The organism is Microvirga massiliensis (assembly GCF_001006805.1).
In the GTDB taxonomy this organism is placed as follows: domain Bacteria; phylum Pseudomonadota; class Alphaproteobacteria; order Rhizobiales; family Beijerinckiaceae; genus Microvirga; species Microvirga massiliensis.
Genome location: NZ_LN811361.1, coordinates 255,784 through 275,132, shown reverse-complemented (window position 1 = coordinate 275,132; position 19,349 = coordinate 255,784). Strand labels below are relative to the sequence as shown.

Here is a 19,349-nt window from a genome sequence, read left to right as displayed (position 1 = left end):
TTTTCAGTCAGGCTCTGAGAGAACCGCCCGCACGGCCCGAGAGTCAGGCTTCTCTGCAATCGGAGTCACTTTCCCCCCCGGTTTGAGTCAGACTTTGGCACCCGGGCACAACCACCCACACTCACACATCCAGATTTGCCACTGACAGCGCGTTCTCCTGGATGAACTCACGGCGCGGCTCGACCACATCACCCATCACGTGGAGCAGCAGCGTAATGATCGTGATCCGACAATCGAACGACCTTGCTGAACATTCGACCATCCCTCGACCGCCAGCTATTGATCTACCGTGACAACGACAAACCAAGAGGCATCGTGCGGGAATCTGTTCGAACCTGACTGATCGGATCACCTTATCCCCACGCCGCTTTAGCGTGCCCGCGCGTTAGGGTGGCGCGAAACAAGCTGCGCATACACGATTCAGGATCTGATGCAGGTGATTCCAGGCTCGAGCAAAACGATTCAAACCCGCGGGCAAACGATTCAGGTGCTCACGGCGTGAGGTCGGCATGCCGTCCAGACTTCAGTCAGGTTGTCCGCAACCTGCGACGCTTTGAGATGAGTTGCGTGCAGACGATTCAGGACTTGAGATTCCCGATTCAAAGCCAAAGACCGGCGTTGCGGATTCCGAGATCTGCATTGCAGACATCGAGAGCCGCGTTGCAACGGCAAACGCGATGAGGCACCCGGGAGCGAGAGGAGGGGGCGGCTCGATCAGGTTGGTGCCACGGCAACGGGCTGGAAACGCTCGGAGCGGTAGAGGCCGCATGAACTGCTGCGAGGCCAGACCAAGATCTCGATAGGCAGCCAAGGGGAGGACCGCATGCGCCAGCGCCGAGTCGATCGTCTGAAAGAGCAGGCTGCCTATCAGAGAGCCTACCGGGCCCGGCTCAAGGCCGAGCGCATTCCCACCCGGGACGACGTCGCCCGGGTCGTGCTCCACTGGGCCCTGATCGAGGCCCTCAAGCCCGGTCAGGAGGACAACCTGCGCAAGCTCCGGCGGGTGATCCTCGCCCGGCTGACGCAGCAGGGCTTCGACAGGGCCGCTGCCCGGCGTCGTATCGATGCCCTCCTCGACCGCTACGAGGACGGCTGGGACTTCCAGCGCAAGCCGCATCTCCTCGGGGATGACGCCGAGAGTTGACGGCGTGAACTCGTCCCTGAAGCTACTCTCCCCGTAACTCCTGCAAACGGCGTTGCCGAATGAATCGGGGTTTGGGGAGTTGAGCCCTCGGTTCCGCAGGCTGACGTGCAAGAACCTGTCCCTGCGATGTAGTGTGGGGTTGGTCGACGGTTCCGCCCGGGCGAGGCGAACGCGACCGGCCTTGGACTCCCGTCAAGCGAGCACGGTCGCGAGGGCGTTTCCTCATCAATCACTTCCCGCCGATGCTTCCGAACCTGTCACCGTCTCTGCGAACGGCGCCCTATCGTGCGGACACCCGCTGCCAGACGATCGAAATCGAGGCCCTTGAACACCGAGAAGTCGATCTCCTTCGGGAGCGGCATGTTGGCGATCTCACGGGCCTGCTTCTCGCTCAGGGCCCGGAAGCCGTAGATCTCGTGCTCGTCCACTAGCTCGTGGCCGACCTGGAGGCGGCGTGACCGGGCGTCCACCTTCGTGTCTCGCATCTCCTCGATGTTCGTGCCCCGCAGCGAATGGAACACCTCGCGCCCCTTCGCCTGCGCACCGGCCCTCCTGAGCAGTCGGTTCATGTAGCTCGACGCCGACTTCGAGGGATCGCTCAGCCTCGCGAGCTCCGTGAAGATGAAGCCGTCCTGCCGCGCGGCCCAGTCCACGAACCCGATTCCGACCAGCAGCCGATGCAGGACGAAGAACGTGGTGCTGGCGTCGGTCTTGTATGGCACCCGGAACCATTTCTTGTTCCTGAGTACGATGCCGCTCGTCTGGGCCACCCAGACGCCGCGGTACTTCTGTCGGAAGTCCTCGCCCTGGAGCGAAGCAAGTAAGGCAAGCCGCCGCCCGGTCAGGTAGGCGAGCAGGGGCAGGATCGCCTCGTCGAGAAGACCGGACCCGGCTCCCAGGCGGAACGCCTTCGAGATCAGATCCGTGCCGAGGGGTTCACGGGGCGCCGACGGCGCCGCGGTCTCGGGCCAGAGAATCCTGACGCCGGCGAACGGGTCGCGGTACTCGAAGTCCGCCATCTTGTAGCGCATCATCGTCTTGACGTTCGAGACGTATCCGTCCTTCAGCGCCTTCAGCTTCAGCGGCTGGAGGTGGAGGTCCCGGTTCGCGTCGATCAACTCCCGCGGCGTTAATGCGGCCATCCCGCTGCGCTTCGTCACGTTGGCGGGCCAGAACCTCATGAGGTTCACGAAGGCCTGAAGATCGGAGCCGTTGTAGGTGTCGACGGGATGATCGCCGATCAGGTCGATGAAGACGTCGCGGCGCATGCGGGCCGATCTCACGTCCGTATCATCCTCACCCTTCTGGGCCGCCCGATCGCGCAGGTACTCCTCGGAGACCACGCTGAACAGTGGCTTGGTCGAGGCTGGCCGCGGCACGGAGCGGCGATCGAGTTCGTAAGCGGGCACGCCGGCATCGAAGGCCTTGGCGCGACCCAGGGACCCGACGGTGATCCGCCTCGGCTCGGGCGAGGACGGCGGGGCTGGGGCGTGCGCCCGAATCGGCGTCGGGTGCGCGGTTGCCACGAGGGCGGGAGCCTCCATCGGGGACTGCGGCGCCGCCGGCTGAACCGGGAATGCGTCGGGAGGCGAGGGGACGGAACCTGATAGGTCACCGATGTAGCGCGCGCGCAGCACGTCGGCATTGTCCGCCACCAGCGGATTGGCCTTCGGACCTTTCGCGGTCTCGCGGTTGATCGCGACGAGCCCCTTGAAGGCTGCGAGCGATCGCGCCTGCTCGGCACTCGGGGGGATGTCGTTCTTCAGGAAGCCGACATGGGCTCTCAGGAAGCCCTTCACCTCCGCGATGACCAGCGCGGGGTCCTCGCCCGGGAAGACCGGATCGGTTGCGGTTGGCTCCTCGTCGTTCCCGTTCTCCAAGCGGCGGATCCTCAGCATCTCGAAGGCGATCCAGGCAAGGGCCGCCAAGGTGTCGGCCCGCCGCCGGGCCTCGCGGGCGGCGAGCGCGCCAAGGCTCAGGCGCAGGGGCGGCAGGCGGCCGCCCGGATCGAGCGTCCTCGGGATGCGTAGTTGGAAGAGATAAAGGCCGCCTGAACGGACGAGATAGGGGCCGCGTCGCGATACGCGACGCGATACGATCGACGATACGCCCACGTGTACACCTCAGTGCAAGGGTGCACTGGACGTAGAAGGCCCTCCTGGAGTCCGGGCGCCTGGAATTGGCGAAGAATTGCACTCTCGAAAGCGTCCTTCTCAGAGGGAAAGGCGAACTTGATCATGTGCAGGAAAGACACTGCCGCCAGATGGCGGGGTGGAAAGCTGAAGATAGGTCGATTGAGAACAGGTCAAGAACAACTGTGAGCGAGTTTGTGACGCCTCTAGAGGGAGAATAGTGGCTGATCTCATCTAAATAGAATCCATTCTAGCCGGCAGCTGGGGAGAACATAGACCTTCAACTTGCGCCATTAACTTGCCTTATTCAGCCGAGACAAGCCGCAAACCCCGGCCGGCGGGGTATTACGCAAAGTAAACGTGGTCTACTGATAGAGGATTGCTGAATTGGGCAATACAATTACTTTAACTAAAGATTATGGTCAAGAAGCCTACAAGGCATCTGGACTTGCTGATGGCACGGTAATCGATGCCACGGCAGCATCGTGGATCATCGACAACTCGATCCTGGATGGCGACGGCGCCAACGCCTACCCGTTCCGGGTCTACAACTCGCCCAACGTCACGATCGAGGGCGGCGTGATGCACGGCGAAGTCTCCCTGACCGAGGATTGGGAGACTCTCTATTACCCGAAAGAGGGTAACGGCAATTCGGTCGCTATTCGCGTCGAGTCCTCGCCCAACGCCATCATTCAGGACTGGAAGATCGACCGTGCGTTTGACGGAATCCGCATCGCGGAGGGGACGACGGACTTCCTGATTCAGAACATGTGGGTCACCGACGTGCGTGACGACGTGATCGAGAACGATCCCGCGATGGGCGGCACGATCCGCAATTCTCTGTTCGACGGCGTGTTCGCCGGCATCAGCACGGACGGCGATGTAGACGGCAGCATGAACACCATCAAGTTGGATGGCGTGCTCATGCGGATGGAGTCCTACCTCTACAGCCGCGCCGGTGAGGGTGCGGTCACACACGCATCGCCCTTCAAGACCGACTCGGGCAACCCCGATTTTACACCCTCGTTCGAAATCAGGAATACGGTCATCGCGATCGAGAACCCCGAGCATGAGAGTTTCGGCCGGTTGCAGATCGCATGGGACAACGTCACCGCATCTGAGAATAACGTCTACCTGAACCTGTCCGACAAGCCCCTTCCGTCCAATTACCCAATGCCGCCGAAGGGCTTCACCATCCTGCAGGGCCAGGCTGCGCGGGACTACTGGGAGGACGCCAAGGCCGAGTGGATCGCCAGCCACGGTGATGAGGCATCCCTGCCATCACTGCCGGAGGCAGAACAGCCGCTACCGCCGGAGGAAACGCCTGTGCCGCCTCCCCCTTCGGAGGAAGAACTCCCGCCGCCACCGTCAGTGGAGCAGCCGACTTTCAAGGGTGAGAAGCACACCGGGAAGAGCGCCGCCGAAACGATCATCGGCAATTCGCTCAACAACGTCATCGACGGTGGTGATGGCAATGACGTCATCAAGGGGGCAGCCGGGAACGACGTCATTCGTGGCAATGAGGGAACCGACAGTCTCTGGGGCGGTTCCGGCAATGATACGTTTCTGTTCAAGCGCCTCAGCGACTCAAACGACGACTACGGCTTCGACACCATCATGGACTTCGAACAAGGACATGATGTCATCGACCTGTCGATGATCGACGCCAGCCGTCAGTCGAGCGGCGATCAGGCATTCTCGCTGGCCGCAGGTCCGACTACGACGCCTGGCAAGATCTGGTTCAAGTATGATCAGGCCTCGAACCTGACCACCGTGTCCGCCAATGTGGATAAGGACACGGACGTCGAGATGATGTTCCACATCAAGGGTCAGGTTGCCCTGACAGCATCCGACTTCCTGCTCTAATCAGGATCACGAAGCGTTGCGCGCTGACCATGAGACGGATGCTCTGCGCCGTTCACTCAAGGTCAGCGCGCTCCGCACCGGTCACTACTGGTCGTGCTTTGCTTTCCGTTCTCCATGCCGTGCGATCTTGCTGCTCATATGCATCCGTTCGCGTGAATCAGGATGCCCGAGTTTTCCGCCACCTTGAGGCTCGCCGCGGGCCGTGCAGCCACTGCGCACCATCCAATAGGCGACGCAGCACCTCGTGATAGGAGGCTTGCATTACAGGGTCAGGGCAATGACATGCGAGACCGTCACGTGGGCGGGCAGATCGAGCTGCCGCGAGCCGGCCGTGCCAGTCGCCGCCCGGGCGACGTAAACCCGGCCCACCGGGAAGGTCTTCGCGATCACCCCCCAAGCCGATGTGATCGGTGATCCGGCTGCCGCCGGGAAGGGTTCGACACCGTGCGCACCGTCGCTCTGTCGCGTGCTTCGGGCCACGGAGCAGGCGCGCAAACCATTGAAAAGACGTGTTATCTGAGCCGAATTGCCTTCAGCTTCACTTCTTCCAGTCGGCTTCGGAGGATAGGCCTGTGTTGCGCCATTCTCCTGGGTGCGGGGCTCTCGCCGCCCTCAATATCAAACCGTCCAAGATGGATCCACGGCGGGTGATCACCTGCAGCCGATAATAGGGAACCATACCTGATCGGGCCGTCGGAAAGTCAAAATTCGAGGCCTCAGCGAGACTGAGAGAAATACCGCCTATGCCTTTCAAGGGATTCCCCGGCGTCGCCATAACCGTAGTAGGCGTGCTCCTTTAGGTCGGCCTGGGCAATCACAGCGCCGATTCTACCCGTGTCGTCAGTGTCCGAGATACCGACTTCGCGCAGCAAGCTGAGAGCATTCTGCGCAACTTCCGGTCTGGTGCTTCCCCACTTCGTCACGAGAATCACTCTGTCCACCATTGATGCAAGGAGACGTGCCTCCGTCACCAACTGGAGCGCTGGGCTGTCGATCACGACGCAATCATAGTCTTCGCGTATCTGATTCAGAAGCCATGAAACTCGGCCATTTGCAAAAAGCGGGAGAGGATCACTTTGGGCCCGAGGCGCCGGCAAGCACTCGATGCCCGGTACCGGTGCTCTGCAGATGGCCTCGGCGAGGGAGCAGTTACCAAGGAGAACATCGGAAACTCCTTTTTGGGCTTCGATGTTGAGCTCGTTCAGAACGCGCGGACGTCGCAAGTCCAGATCGACCAGGAGCACACGCCGCCCAAGGACCGCTGCATAGGTCGCAATGCTTACGGCCAGTGTTGTTTTTCCTTCTTCCGGTAAGCTGGAGCTGACCAGAATCAGCTTGGGTGAAGCCTTCGGGTTTGCAAGCTGCAATAGACTGGCGACCAGCGATCGGATTGCTTCCGAATATGGAGCGGTCGGATGCGAAAGGAGATACTCGTGCCGTAGCGATCCAATTTCCAGGTCGAGCCTTGGTACGATTCCAATGCATGGTATTCCGAGCGTCCGAGCGATATCATCCTCGCTGCGGAGCCCACGGTCGAGACGATCACGCGCCACAGCGAGCAGGCCAGCTCCGACAAAGAATAGAACAAATGCGGGAGCAATGAATTTGAGTGGATGGGGCGAGCTAGGCTCGTCCGGCGGCCACGCCCGCGAGAGCACGCGGACATCCGGCGGGGCTTCATCCTGTATGCCGAGTTCTTCGCGCCGTCTCAGTGCGCCGTCGAAGACTTGCTGCACCGCGGCCGCCTCACGCTCGAGTTCGCGCATTCGCACTGCAGCTTCCGCCATCTCACGACTTGCCTTCTGCACGGCGACAAGGCGTTCCTGAATCGAGCGCGCCCTTTCCTCCGTAGAGAGTGCCTCTTTTTCTAAGAGGTTTGTTGCGCGACTGACTTCCTGGCCGAACTTCTTCCGGATTTCTGGCATGCCACTGCTGTTCAGCTGCGTTCTGAGGCTATCCTCATGAGATCCTGGATCGAACTCCGCCTCCGGTTCAAGAAACTCTGGATGCTCTCGGAAGAAATCCGCTAACGCTGGTACATCAATGATTTTGATGAGTTCCGCCATTTCTGGCGTGCCAAGTGTAATCTTTCGCAAGGCGCTCAGTCGAACCCGCAAGCCAGACAAATCCGAATTCGCAGTAGTAAGCTGCCGGTCAAGATCTGTAATCTGTTGGTTGAGCATATCGGCGCGAGTGCCGCCGATGAAGCCGTGTTCAGCCCGGTAGCTCTGTACCGCAGCGTCCGCACGTGCTACCGCGGCCCTAAGCTCCGGAATCTTGCTGTCGAGTGAGGCAAGCGCCGTGCTCACTTGCTCCTTCTTCCGCGCAGCTTGGCTCTCGACATAGAGTTCAACAACCCGATTCGCGATGGCAGCAGCGTCCGAAGCAGTCGTCGAGGTGAAGCTGACCCGGATGACTGCTGAGCGTCGCTCCTGATATACCGATAGGTGCTCCTCAAACGCGTCAATCTCCGCTGCTGACACCTCATCAATATCCGCTGCAGACACCTGATCAGGATCCACGGATGTTGCCTGATCAGAATCTGAAGAGGCCGCCTGATCGGAATCCGCGGATGTGGTATCACTGGATTTAGTATCGGGCAGGTGTTCCGACGAAGCGAGTGCCACCGCGACTGGATCTGACACCCGGGTCCACAGCTCGTCGAGCCAGCCGCTGAGGGTTGATCCTAACTGGCCTGTCTCGGACACCAGTTCCCCCTCCTCTAAGAGATTCTTGGTCACCGATTGTAGAAATCCGCGTGACATGAGCATCGTCACATGCGTCCCGACGACTCCTTCATCTACATGGAAGCTGTCCGCTGCCGATCCGGCCCGCGCAGCTTCAATTATGAGCTGAGCCTTGGCGGTATATTGGGTGGGGAGGGCGATCGCAGCAACACTGACGATCGCCGATCCCAATATTGCCACCGTAAGGATGAATCTCCATTGTCGAAGCAGGATCCTAACTAGCTGCTCGAAATGAAGCTCAGCAGATTGATGCCCGGTCATGGTACTGCCTTCCGCATGGGATCAGCGAGGCTGCACACGGTGCCTCGCCAGATCCTATTCTCCAGGCAAAGGTCAACGTTCACTATCCTGCCTCCCAACACGGATTCAGGGAAAAGGACGCGGTATACCCACTGATTTCCCGACGATGCTTCAGTAGAACCTTGCTCGACAGATACTTTCCATCCTCGAGGGTGCTCGATGAAACCAGTTCCCGCCAACGGACGGTTCGCACCATTGTTGAGCGACGGCTGGCAGCTTACCATCGTCAGTGCCTTCGCGTGTCGCAATCCGAGTCTCCTAGAGCACTTCTCCTAACCTGTGAGCAGCAATAGGAGTGGCTAAGATCCCTCAATTCTGCGAAGCAAGGAGCGCTAAGATGGTTCCTTCTATACACGCCTGTAGCTCCTTCGTAGCGCAACTTTTCGGTTGGTCACATCGCCGGCGGCAAAACACAGAGCTATTCCGAACCAGAAGATTGGATGGCGTACGATAAGGTGAAATAGACCAAAGACGACAAGGCTGAAGAGCAGGGTTGCCAACGCAGTCTGTCCTGCCCTCCCGGCTGCGAAGAAACCAGCAGCCACGAGCCAGAAGAACAACGCCACAATGAGAGCTCCTCCTTGAGTGAAGAGGTCGAGAACGGTGTTATGCGCCTCAAAATTCGGTGGAGGTTGTCGCTTAAATTTACCGCTGATGATATGTGCTCCGGGGCCTAGTCCAAGCATCGCAGCGTCCATGCCGCGCGAAAACGCCTCGTTCCATAGCCTGAGTCTGTCTTCCCCTTGGTCGTTATCCTCATACATGTTCTCGACAAACCTCTCCGCAGATGTCGCCGCGGACGAAGCAAATGGAATTGCGGCGATAGGGAGTAGCGGCAGAGCTAATAGTACAAGCCAGGCTGCCGCGGTCCGGAGAGGCAAATCCGGCCGGGGCAAACGCAGCCAACTCCAAAGCTTGAGGCCAGCAAACAGAGGGCCGGCGGTCAAAAGGAAAAGGGTGAAAGCATCGCTCTTCGTTAAGAAACCCACAGAAATGGGAAGAGGTATGAGCGCTAAAGCGATAATCCTTTCGGCCGTACTATCCGTGGACTCTACCAGATAGAGCGGCACGACGACCAGAGCAGCACTGATGAGAGCAAGCGCGTTCGAGTTCTCTGACCAGCCGCGCAACCGGTCCCACTCGTAAGGATCGGTTCCGGCGATGTCGATCACCCCCCAAGCCTCCGCGAGCTGAGCTGCGAGGCACAGGGCACCGAATAGGACGAGCATCCAAGCACTCTGGCGCAAACGGCGGGCCGCGTCAGGTTGGCCAACGCCTATGCAACTGATCGCCGCTAAGAGAAGGTAAGCGACAACGTCGTGTTGCGCCGAAACAGGGTCACGGATCTTCTCGATTGCAAGCCCCACTACTGCGCCGAGACTCTGTGCAAATGCAAAGATTACCCAGAACATCATCATTCGGGCAAGAGCCGGCGTAATGCGTGGGCCGAGGCGAGTAGTTTCGTCGGCAAGCCCGATCCCGATCCATAGTGCAAGGCAAATCTCTCCGGGCCCTACGGGCAAGTTTGCCGGTCGGAACTGGGTCGCAGGAGACAACAGCACTCCCAGCGCAAGCAGCGCGCTCGAAATTGTCTGTGTGCCCGGGGGCCAGCTAGTCACGGTACAATCCTAGATCATGAAAGTGTACGTTGCGGGCGCCATATCGCGCCATGCCCCATCGAGAGCGGGATGTGAGCGAAAAGCCCCGCTATGATCACTGGCACATCCATGATTCATGGTTGTTGAAGGTGGGTCTCAGGCGCTGATCCTCGATAAGGTCGTATAACGGGACAGAGCTGAAATCGCGCACGAGAGCAGTAAACCGCGACTCGCAGCGGCTCAGATTTACATGTTGACGAAATGCATTGGAGTTCTTGATGCCGTGTATCCGCGGCTGGTCCGGATCAATCTCCCACGGATGCGTGTAGAAGACATACGGAGACCCGGAGCGTAGGATTACACGGATGCCTTGTCGCCAGAGCGCGTAGGGAATGAGCCGAAAGTATCCGCCACCCCCCCAGGGGATGCCACGCTTGCCGAGCCGGACACAAGAGATGCAGACTTCATACAAGCCGCACGGGAGCAGTACGACCGGCTTGCCGGCCTCAACTCCGTCGAGCCGGCCATACCGATCGTGGGCGAGCGTTGGGAAAACGGAGGAGTCGTACGTGAAGCCCGCCTCCCGGAGGATCGGTATCGCCCATTCCGTAATCGAGAAGCACGGCGCACGGTAACCATGGATCTGCCGCCCCGTCAGGTCTTCAAGGTGCTGTTTAGATCGGAGGATATCGGCCCGGAACTCGCTGGGCGAGAGTGAGTAGATGAGATCATGTCCGTATCCGTGCGATGCTACCTCATGGCCGGCCGCTGCAATCGCGCGCACGAGTCGCGGACATTGTTCGGCAACCCAACCAAGCACGAAGAATGTTGCTCGAGAATCTCTCGCATCCAGAATTTCCAGCATCCGCATTGTGTTGCGCTCAACACGAAACTCGCAAGATGCCCATTCGTCACGAGAGATCGCGGACTTCAGATTTTCCGTATGGAACCAATCCTCCACGTCGATGGAAAGCGCTGCTCGCGTGGCTCGTGAAGAGACTGTGCTTGCGCTTAGCATCATTCGTCATCCTACGGCATGCAGCCAACGCCGCTGCGGAGTCCGTGCATGTCCGCTGCCTGAGGGCTGCGGAGTGGCTCGCCTAAGCACGTTGGTCGTGGACGATGAAAGCCATGCTGCGGAAAGGCTCTGCGACATGGCCCTGCGGAGGTGGGCCGGCACGTCCGCAGTCGCGAGCTGAGGCTCCGGAGCCAGGATCCGATCTCTATGCCCAGTGAAAGCCCCTGCTTGCATTGCTGGGCTATCGGTTCGTGCCTCGCTCCCATGACCGGCAGCAACCCGTAATTTTCTCGTGTCAAGAGAAACCTTTTCCATTAATGGCGAGCAGCGTCTCATCAACATGCAGTCATGTAAAGGCGGCAACATATCGCCATGTAGAGGCGGCGCGCTCTACTAATACCTGCTAGGTACCCCGAGAGATGCTTCCGATCATTGTGATTAGGCCGGAATGGACACTTCTTATGTTCATGCGAAAAGCTTACTCCGCGCCGACCAGTGTCGATGCAATGGTCAAGTCATTGGCAGCGGCGGGAACAGACAATCCGGAGGCGCATTATATGGGGATCGCGATGGAGAAATCTGGTGCCGAAGTCGCAGGAACACCGTGCCACGCCTATCAATCGCGGTACAAAGTCAAATTCGTAACTCGCGAATCTATCCCCAATATACAATGCGCCCGACGCGTGTTCAGGCTCTTAGGCTCTCCAAGGTGGTAGCCCTTTAGTAGCAGTAGCGCCGCATGTTTCGTTCTCGCCGGCGCGAGTTGCAGGGCGTAGGAATGGATTCGTTGGTAACAATCGCTGGCGGATTGCAATTCAAGGCCCGCCGGTAGCAAGATGGAAGCATCGGGTTCAACCCGGTCGACAAACAAGCTGCACCAGGTGCCATGATAGATAACCGCACGTATGCTCGTGCCTGCGCTGGCTCGAAAAAGGGAGCGTTGGCTGGTCTTGTCCTCCTCTGCGCGACGGCGACCTCGAATGCGGATTACCGATTGCACGCCGGCGACGTGATCGAGATTACAGTGGCGGCGATCCCAGACTTGCGACAGCGGGTTACGGTCCAGCTCGATGGGACAATTTCATTTCCGCTGCTCGGTAATTTCGCGGTAGCGGGTATGCGTCCATCAGAGGCCCGTGCAAAGATCCAAGCGATCCTTGGTTCGAAAACCTTCAGGCAGAGAACGGCTGATGGGAGAGAGAGTGTAATCGCGATCGCACCCGACGAAGTAACGGCAATGGTCGTCGAGTACAAGCCAATCTACCTCAAGGGAGATGTATTCAAACCGGGGGAGCAGACTTATCGGCCTCTGATCACGGTGCGCCAGGCCGTAGCACTGGCAGGTGGATACGGCACGCCTTTCGCCGAGACAAACGGTCCCGTTGTGGATCAAGTAAGTCAGCGAACCGAATACACTTCACTTTGGACGGATTTTGCGAAAGTACAGCTACGAATATCGCGCATCAAGGCCGAACTTGCGGACAAGAATACGCTGGATCAAAAAGAATTCGAGGCAGTTCCCTTGCCGGCGCCGACACTTTCGCGGTTCACCAGCACTGAGGCAGAGTATCTCAGGAATCGTCAGGCTGACTATGAACGAGAGAAGGCGTCTTTTCAGCGAGCCATCAAACTGGCCGACGATCAGATAGCAGTACTGTCAGAGCAACAAACCAAGGAAGAACAGGGATTGCAGGCAGATATCGAAGAGCTGCAGAAGACACTCGATCTTTATGGAAAAGGTGCTCTGCCCAGTCCTCGCGTGACCGATGCTCGCCGGGCGGTACTGCTTTCCTCCACACGGAAGCTCGAAACAGCTGTGCAACTCATGCAGCTCAAGCGTCAGCGGGGTGATACAGTACGACAGCTGGAGAAGCTCGATGACCAGCGCCGCATGAGCCTCTTGAAGGATTTGCAGGATGCAAATGTCGAACTGGCTCAAATTCAAGCTAAGCTCCAGGGTGTTGCGGAGAAGCTCGAGCGCGCTGCTTTGGTCGGGGCGGAGGCGATCCGCAGGGGTGAAACCAAGCCCGAACTCGTCGTTTTTCGGAAGCAGAACGATAGCAGGAGTCGTATAGTCGTAGATGAGGACACCGAGCTCGAACCCGGGGATGTCGTCGAGGTTACCCTGCGGAACGAGATCGTTGCCAACATGTCGACACAGTGATGGGCAGGTGCGGTATGGCAGGGAACGACCAGCGTACCTTGCGCGACAACGTGTTTTGAGAGTTGGGTTTGCCGCTCGCGGCCACGCTCGATAGGTAATTCAGCCCGATCTGGTTCGCGCAGGCTCCGCGTCGTGGCAGGTCGTTCGAGCATTCAAAGTCGAATTCTCGCGCGGCCCGGTGACGCTGGACTTGGGATGGAATTGCACTTTCAAGTCATGCAAACGCTGGAGGTACCTCATCATAGGTATAGACGGCCAGCTTTTACGTGATCGTGCCGGAGTTTATTCTATAGGAAGTGGACGTCCCGTGCCTCGAATACCCGTGACATGTAGAGAGACCGTCCGAATACAAGGAGGGCTACAATGGCTCACAAAATCGGTACGGATGCGGGCGAAGATCTCATAGGCACCGATTCCGACGATTGGCTCGAGGGGCTAGGCGGAAAAGACCGGCTCTACGGGAAGGGAGGCAATGACCTGCTCTATGGCGGCGACGGCAATGACCAGCTCCTTGGCGGTGCCGGCCGAGATACGATGTTTGGCGGCGCAGGCGACGACACATATCAAGTCGATCATTCCGGTGATATTGTCAGCGAGACTTCGACCTCGGGGGTCGATGATGGCGGGATCGACTTGGTGCAAAGCTCGATCTCGTATAGTTTGGGTATCTTCATCGAAAAGCTGCAGCTCACCGGCACTGATGCGATTGACGGTGCCGGCAACGGTCTCGGAAACGATCTTCGCGGAAACGATGTAGCTAATGTTCTGAGCGGTTATGCAGGTATAGATACCCTTTCAGGTGGAGGTGGCGACGATACCCTGATCGGCGGTTCTGGGAAGGATTATCTCACGGGCGGAGCCGGTTCGGACCTATTTCTGTTCGGAGCAGCTAATGCGACGAGTGTAGACAAGGTACAGGATTTTTCGACTGGGGACCGATTGGGAGTCTATGCTCCCGACTATAATCTGGCTGAGGGACACGGTCTGGTTGGAGGTGCCCTTGATCCGAGTTACTTCACCTCAGGCGCAGCAGCCACAGCAGTCGGCCACGGACAGTTCGTGTTCGACTCTTCGAAGGCAACTCTCCTTTGGGACCCAGACGGCCTCAACGGCGCAGCAGCAATTCCCATTACGACATTCACGAGCGGTACGGTTGTAACGGCGGGGGACATCAAGGTCATCACGACGCTCCCTTCCGTCTCGATCACTGCCTCTCCGCCCGGCACACAGTCAGAAGACGCCGGCTCTGCGTTCTTCACACTCAAGCTTTCCGAGCCTGCGCGTGAGGATGTTATCCTGACCTACAGCACGTTCGAGCAGACTGCTACGAGTGGGCAAGACTTCGTCGGCATCTCATCGCAGCAGGTCATCGTGCCGGCTGGCGGTACGACTGCGGTTGTCAAGGTTGACCTGCTGAACGATGACTTAGCCGAGAGCCAGGAATCCTTTGGCGTGCGGATTAATTCGGCGGAGACAGCAAGCCATCAGGCCTTGTCCATTACAACTGCCACGGCCTCTGGCAGCATTGTCGATGAAGGCCCGAGGGTAGTCGCTGAACATGATCTTGCCGCAGTAGGAATTCCGGATCCCTCCGGAATTGCGTATAATCCTGCGACAGATACATTGTTTGTCTCGGATGCCGAAATTGAGGAATATCTCAGCCCGACAAACCTGTTTGCACTTAGCAGAGACGGTACGCTGAAGAAGACCTATAGTGTGACTTCGATTACGAATGAGCCTTGCGGTCTTGCTTTCGATTCTAAAACCGGAAAGATGTTCTTCTCTGACGACGACAAGTTCAAGGTCATCTGTGTTGATCCATCGAATCCCACGGTTGCGCTTTCAAGTTTCCTGACCAAGCCGCTTGGGGGGGACGATCCGGAAGATATTGCAATCAATCCTGCGAATGGTCACTTGTTTATCGTCAATGGGCTGTCACGCTCGATCGTGGAAACCGACGAAACGGGTTCGCAAGTCTTCAGAACAATTACCCTTCCGGCCGTGATATCGGACCCGGAAGCACTCGCCTATGATCCGCAGAATGACGTTTTCTATGTTGGCGGGGGGTTCAGTGCTAACATATGGCGCGTCGGTCGAGACGGGACGATCCTGGAGACCATGGATCTGCTCAGCCTTTATCGACATCCGACGTACAACACGCGGGTAGGTGTCAAGGATCTTGAACTCGCGCCAAGTACTGATGGATCGGGTGAAGTACACCTCTATGCTCTTGATTTCGGAGCAGACAGAACCGCCGATGGGCGTATGTTCGAGATCGATCTGGGAGACACGTCGCACTCCGGCTGGATGTTGAGCTAGTGTCCTCTGTCGAGGGACTGTGTATCATGGTCCAACACTGCAACCGCGCTCTCGGCACTTGAACGGCTGACTTGGTTGCTGAGTTCGACTGATGCGGCGAGCTCGGAATCATTTTTTGCTCTAAATGATGCATGGCCGATGCAGACTTCAATAAAAAAGTGGTACGCGAACGTTTCGGAAACGAGATGGCCAGAACAATTGCAGGTTATGCGCGTCATTGGCCTCTGGCAGTGACAGATGCACGACAACTAACTTCGTTCTCTGTGAATGCTGACCGCCGGAGGGCTGCAACTGCCGGTACAACGTTCACGAAGTCATCGGCTTTGGTAAGCAGCTGGCTATGTTTCGCGGCATTCCTGGCATTTGCCCCGGTCTACGGGGCACCAGCTGTTGACGGGCTGGCGTCGGCCGAGGTGATAGCGACTCCACCTATACCCCGCCCCGAATACCTCCAGACCGTAACGGATCCTGTCTTCGGGACGAGTTTCACCCGCATTACTGATCCGGGCCGTCAACTTGCGCCGGGTGTCATCTGTCGCCCAGCCTTTTGTAGGCACCGCTATTTCAGCACGCAGGCGTGGAATGCGGATCAGAGTTTATTGGTGATCGCCAATGGATGCTATGGTCTCTGCTTCCTGGACGGTCAGACGTACAGGCCCATCTTTCATCGTCTTATCGCCAACGAAGACTGCAAATGGCACCCGGTCGATCCCGGTCTCATGATCTGTGTGAGTCCAAAGCAGATCTTTCTGTGGGCGCCACGCGACAATGTCAGGACTGTCATCTATGCGCCCGATGACTACCAGAATCTCCAGTTCGGCCCCTGGAAGGGTAATTCGTCGGACGATGGGAATCGGCTGGTTGTGCGTGCCGTGAATCGTGCAGGTGCGCTGGTCGCTTTCGCCTACGACATCTCGACGAGAGGAAAGTTTCCTGACATCGACTTGGATCAGCTGCCTGGCAAAAACAGGTCGTGCGGTATCTCGCCTTCGGGCCGTTTTACGGCCTGCTTCCAAAAGACTGATGACGGGATCGAGGATGCATTCCTCTTCACCGTTGACGGGGTGCAAATCCAGCATTGGCCGGAGCATCACCGGCCGGGCCATGGTGACATGGTATTGGACGCTGATGGCAACGATGTCTATGTCGGGATCAGTAAGGACGAGCCTGACAAATGGCACGTAATCAAGCGAAGGATAGTGGACGGCAAAGTGACCGATCTTGCACCGGCCGGCTATAGTGCCGATGCGTCAGTCCGTAATATCAGGCGACCGGGCTGGGTATTCGTGAGTTATGGGGGCGCTTTCTCGAAGGTCATCCACGATGCGACCAAAGAACCGTTTTACCAGGAGGTGGTTGCACTCCGTATAGACGGGAGCGGTGAAGTACGACGTATCGCACAGACCCGTAATGCAAGGAGCGACTATTACAGCGAGACGCACGCATCGCCGTCGCCGGATGGGTCACAGGTAATCTGGTCGAGCAATTGGGGCGATGCAGGTGGTCCCGTCGCGGATTATGTCTCGCGCCTGACTTGGCCCGAAGCGCATCATCGGGCTTCGACCGAGTAGGGGCTAGACCCGTGGACCTTTAGCATGCGAACGCTCCGGACGGCTCCGTTCGGCTTGGTTGTGCATACACGTTGCCGGAAGGCAGCGTTCGGGGTTGGACCCCGCTGGAGCGGCGGGACTACCCGGCCATCGTCGTGGCGGCCGGGCGGGCGCGTGGCCTCCCGGTCAGGGTTGACTTAACCGGCCGGCGCGCGGTCGGCGGACACGGCCGCAGCGACACGCCTCGGAGCCGCACGCGCGTGGTTTGGGTCTTCGACGGGCGCGCCGGGCTGAGCCTGATCACGGCGGGGAGCCATCGCGGCGCGGTGCGCTGGAAGATTCACGATGGCGCGGTGAAGGTAGCGCCTGATCCGTCACGCCGAGCGCAAGGTGTTCCTGATCCTGGACCGGCTGCGGGTATACCCGGCGGCCCGGGTGCGCGCTTGGCTCGCCGCGCACGAGGCGGAGATCGATGTTTTTTACCTGCCCGCCGACGCACGGGAATTGAACCCGGACGAGGGTCCGAATGCCGACATCAAGCAGGCCGTTATCCGCAAGGTGCCTCCGCGGTAAGCCGCAGCTCGAACGGGCGACCGTCAGCCTCATGCGCCGGCTGTTCCAATTGGCCGCGTGCGTCCGAATCGGCTTCCACCACAAGCCCGTCCGGTACGCCGCATGAGCCGATGTAATGAGAGCCGGATCAATAGGTTCGCTCTCCGCCATCGCTGGCCCCAGGCTCCTGTTGGGGGCGTGTCACAAGGATCGCTCCCAGGCTGATCCCAAGGATCACGCCTAAGGCACTGGCGGAGGCATCGAGCTCCGTTGGATGGCGTCCAGGTGAGAAAGACTGCATAGCCTCGAGAACCCCACCATAGGCGATAAGCAGGGCTGCGATCCGATACCTCATGTCCGGGTAGCTCAGCGCAAACAGTATGGCCGTGCCGAGATAGGCCACCACATGCTCCAGCAAGCCTGGCGCAGGTGTTCTGATCTGGAAATCGCCGGGAACGAGCGCCAAGAAAGCGAGCAGCGCAACACAGAACCAGGCAGCTATACGGAGGGCCATTCGATGCGAGCGCGTCATTGATCGCAATTCATGCGTGTTTAACTGGCAGCGCTCGGCTGTCAGAGCAATCGGGCTCCAGTCTGACCTAGGCTGCTAACCTTCTGGTCACTCCAGCGTGGGGATCACATGGACGCTGCCGTTCTGTGCCCCTCGCGACGTGGCACGAGGATCCGGAGTGGTCGCGATGCTCCTGAGATGCTGGATGCCTTCCTGTGGAGATGACTGGGCATCGGCATCACGGCCAAAGTCATGATCTCGCGCCCAGATTGCTGCCTCAGTGCGATTACGGGCGTGAATTTTGCGAAGTATGGCTTTCACGTGCACTTTCACCGTCGATTCGGTAATCCCGAAGTGCCGCGCGATAACCTTGTTGGCTTGGCCCAGGCTCAGGCATTTCAGCACTTCAACCTCTCTGGAGGAAAGCGTGCTCGGTGTTGCATGTAGCCCAAGCTTGTCCGGTGCTGCAAAGAAGTTGCTGCAAAGCAGGTCCCGCGCTTCAGCCGGGAGAACGCATTCACCCAGCAGAACAAGATCGACTGATTTTACAAGCGCCTCACAACTAATAAAATTCATTATATACGCATCTGAACCTGCTCGAAGTGCCTCGGTGAGCTGGCATTTGTTGTAGCTGCTTGACAGGGTAATGATCTTTGAAGTGGGAAAGCGATTGCGAATTGTACCAACTGCCTCGCCGATGGACTGCGCTTGTTGCTCCGGATCGAGCAGGAATGCTTCCGGAGCTTCCCTGATCCTGTCAAGTTGAGTTACATCACGCAATGATATAGTATTGTAGTATCCTGCTTCAGCGAAGATCCTGGAAAGGCCTTCCCGAAAAATTGGATTGGCCTCCACAATGATCAGGGTGCTCCCTTCTGGCATGGTGCTTCTCCGGAACGTTCTGCCTAGTATGGCAGTTCGACTCGCTAATTGTTTGCGATCTGAAATCACCCCCCCATGACCATGAGGTTAAATTAACTTCTGTTAACAGTAAAGTGCGTTGTTGGGGATTGCTGAGCAAACAGGGCGGTCAAATGCGAGTGCATAATGACGCAGTATTCGTAAAATACGTATAGGTTGTTAGCTGTTCCCCTTGACAAGCTTGGCCATAGAAATAGCTCGGTGAAAACCAAGGCTGGAAGCGACAGAGACGCAAGTGAATGCGCCAACCCATGCCTTCATCTATCTGGTGCAACTTCGCTCCTCTAAACTGTTTAGCGTCGAGGGGAAGGCCGACTGAGCGCATGGGCGATGAGCGGTGTGCCGTGTACGCCTTTCCGCCATGAGGAACTCTGTGCGGAAGCCGATTGGAAAAGTGCACCAATACGCTTTTGCCTCTGACTGAGCTAAGCGTCTCTCACTGGTCAAAAGCTATGTCTCCCTTCTACGGGCAACGTCCCTTCATTCTGTTTACTGTGCTGTAGCCGCACCCGGCAGCCGCTACATCA

At 58.3% G+C, this 19,349-nt stretch carries 13 protein-coding genes; 6 read left to right on the top strand and 7 right to left on the bottom strand.

Features of this window, described 5'->3' with window-relative positions; translation table 11 throughout:
• The first annotated feature begins 823 nt into the window (after positions 1-823).
• Complete coding sequence (locus BN1233_RS30800; RefSeq protein WP_046867461.1) at positions 824-1,144, top strand: hypothetical protein; 321 nt, start codon at positions 824-826, stop codon at positions 1,142-1,144.
• Between the two features lie 257 nt (positions 1,145-1,401).
• On the opposite strand, the gene BN1233_RS30795 is transcribed toward BN1233_RS30800, so the two are convergent.
• Positions 1,402-3,258: a site-specific integrase gene (locus BN1233_RS30795; protein WP_046867460.1), complete on the bottom strand. Its 1,857-nt coding sequence runs from the start codon at positions 3,256-3,258 to the stop codon at positions 1,402-1,404.
• Between the two features lie 405 nt (positions 3,259-3,663).
• On the opposite strand from BN1233_RS30795, the gene BN1233_RS30790 reads away from it, so the two are divergent.
• A complete protein-coding gene (locus BN1233_RS30790; protein WP_046867459.1) occupies positions 3,664-5,142 on the top strand; it encodes a M10 family metallopeptidase C-terminal domain-containing protein in 1,479 nt (492 codons plus the stop codon).
• A 261-nt stretch (positions 5,143-5,403) separates the two neighbouring features.
• Here the strand turns inward: BN1233_RS30790 and BN1233_RS30785 are convergent, their stop codons facing one another.
• From BN1233_RS30785 to BN1233_RS30770, 4 genes are all read right to left on the bottom strand, one after another.
• Positions 5,404-5,622 (bottom strand): hypothetical protein, encoded by a 219-nt coding sequence (locus tag BN1233_RS30785; protein ID WP_147707635.1) that lies wholly within the window; start codon positions 5,620-5,622, stop codon positions 5,404-5,406.
• Positions 5,623-5,858: 236 nt separating this feature from the next.
• On the bottom strand, positions 5,859-8,150 hold the full coding sequence (locus tag BN1233_RS43490; RefSeq protein WP_048708702.1) for a GumC family protein: 2,292 nt from the start codon (positions 8,148-8,150) through the stop codon (positions 5,859-5,861).
• Between the two features lie 386 nt (positions 8,151-8,536).
• Complete coding sequence (locus tag BN1233_RS30775) at positions 8,537-9,361, bottom strand: O-antigen ligase family protein (RefSeq protein WP_187144406.1); 825 nt, start codon at positions 9,359-9,361, stop codon at positions 8,537-8,539.
• A gap of 541 nt (positions 9,362-9,902) precedes the next feature.
• Entirely contained in the window at positions 9,903-10,805 is a 903-nt protein-coding gene (locus BN1233_RS30770) for an XrtA system polysaccharide deacetylase (RefSeq protein WP_046867533.1), read from the bottom strand.
• An 886-nt stretch (positions 10,806-11,691) separates the two neighbouring features.
• Here BN1233_RS30770 and BN1233_RS30765 point away from each other — a divergent pair.
• From BN1233_RS30765 to BN1233_RS43480, 4 genes are all read left to right on the top strand, one after another.
• Positions 11,692-12,969 (top strand): polysaccharide biosynthesis/export family protein, encoded by a 1,278-nt coding sequence (locus tag BN1233_RS30765; RefSeq protein WP_046867457.1) that lies wholly within the window; start codon positions 11,692-11,694, stop codon positions 12,967-12,969.
• A 363-nt stretch (positions 12,970-13,332) separates the two neighbouring features.
• Positions 13,333-15,288 (top strand): Calx-beta domain-containing protein, encoded by a 1,956-nt coding sequence (locus BN1233_RS50635; protein ID WP_048708699.1) that lies wholly within the window; start codon positions 13,333-13,335, stop codon positions 15,286-15,288.
• Positions 15,289-15,419: 131 nt separating this feature from the next.
• Positions 15,420-16,859 carry a hypothetical protein gene (locus BN1233_RS30755; RefSeq protein WP_244470815.1) on the top strand — a complete coding sequence of 480 codons (1,440 nt, stop codon included), beginning with the start codon at positions 15,420-15,422 and terminating at the stop codon, positions 16,857-16,859.
• Between the two features lie 369 nt (positions 16,860-17,228).
• A complete protein-coding gene (locus BN1233_RS43480) occupies positions 17,229-17,411 on the top strand; it encodes a transposase (RefSeq protein ID WP_048708698.1) in 183 nt (60 codons plus the stop codon).
• A gap of 127 nt (positions 17,412-17,538) precedes the next feature.
• On the opposite strand, the gene BN1233_RS30745 is transcribed toward BN1233_RS43480, so the two are convergent.
• Together BN1233_RS30745 and BN1233_RS30740 are read right to left on the bottom strand one after the other, a co-directional pair.
• Positions 17,539-17,922: a VanZ family protein gene (locus BN1233_RS30745; protein ID WP_046867455.1), complete on the bottom strand. Its 384-nt coding sequence runs from the start codon at positions 17,920-17,922 to the stop codon at positions 17,539-17,541.
• Positions 17,923-18,009: 87 nt separating this feature from the next.
• Entirely contained in the window at positions 18,010-18,783 is a 774-nt protein-coding gene (locus tag BN1233_RS30740) for a LuxR C-terminal-related transcriptional regulator (protein ID WP_048708696.1), read from the bottom strand.
• Positions 18,784-19,349 lie beyond the last annotated feature (566 nt).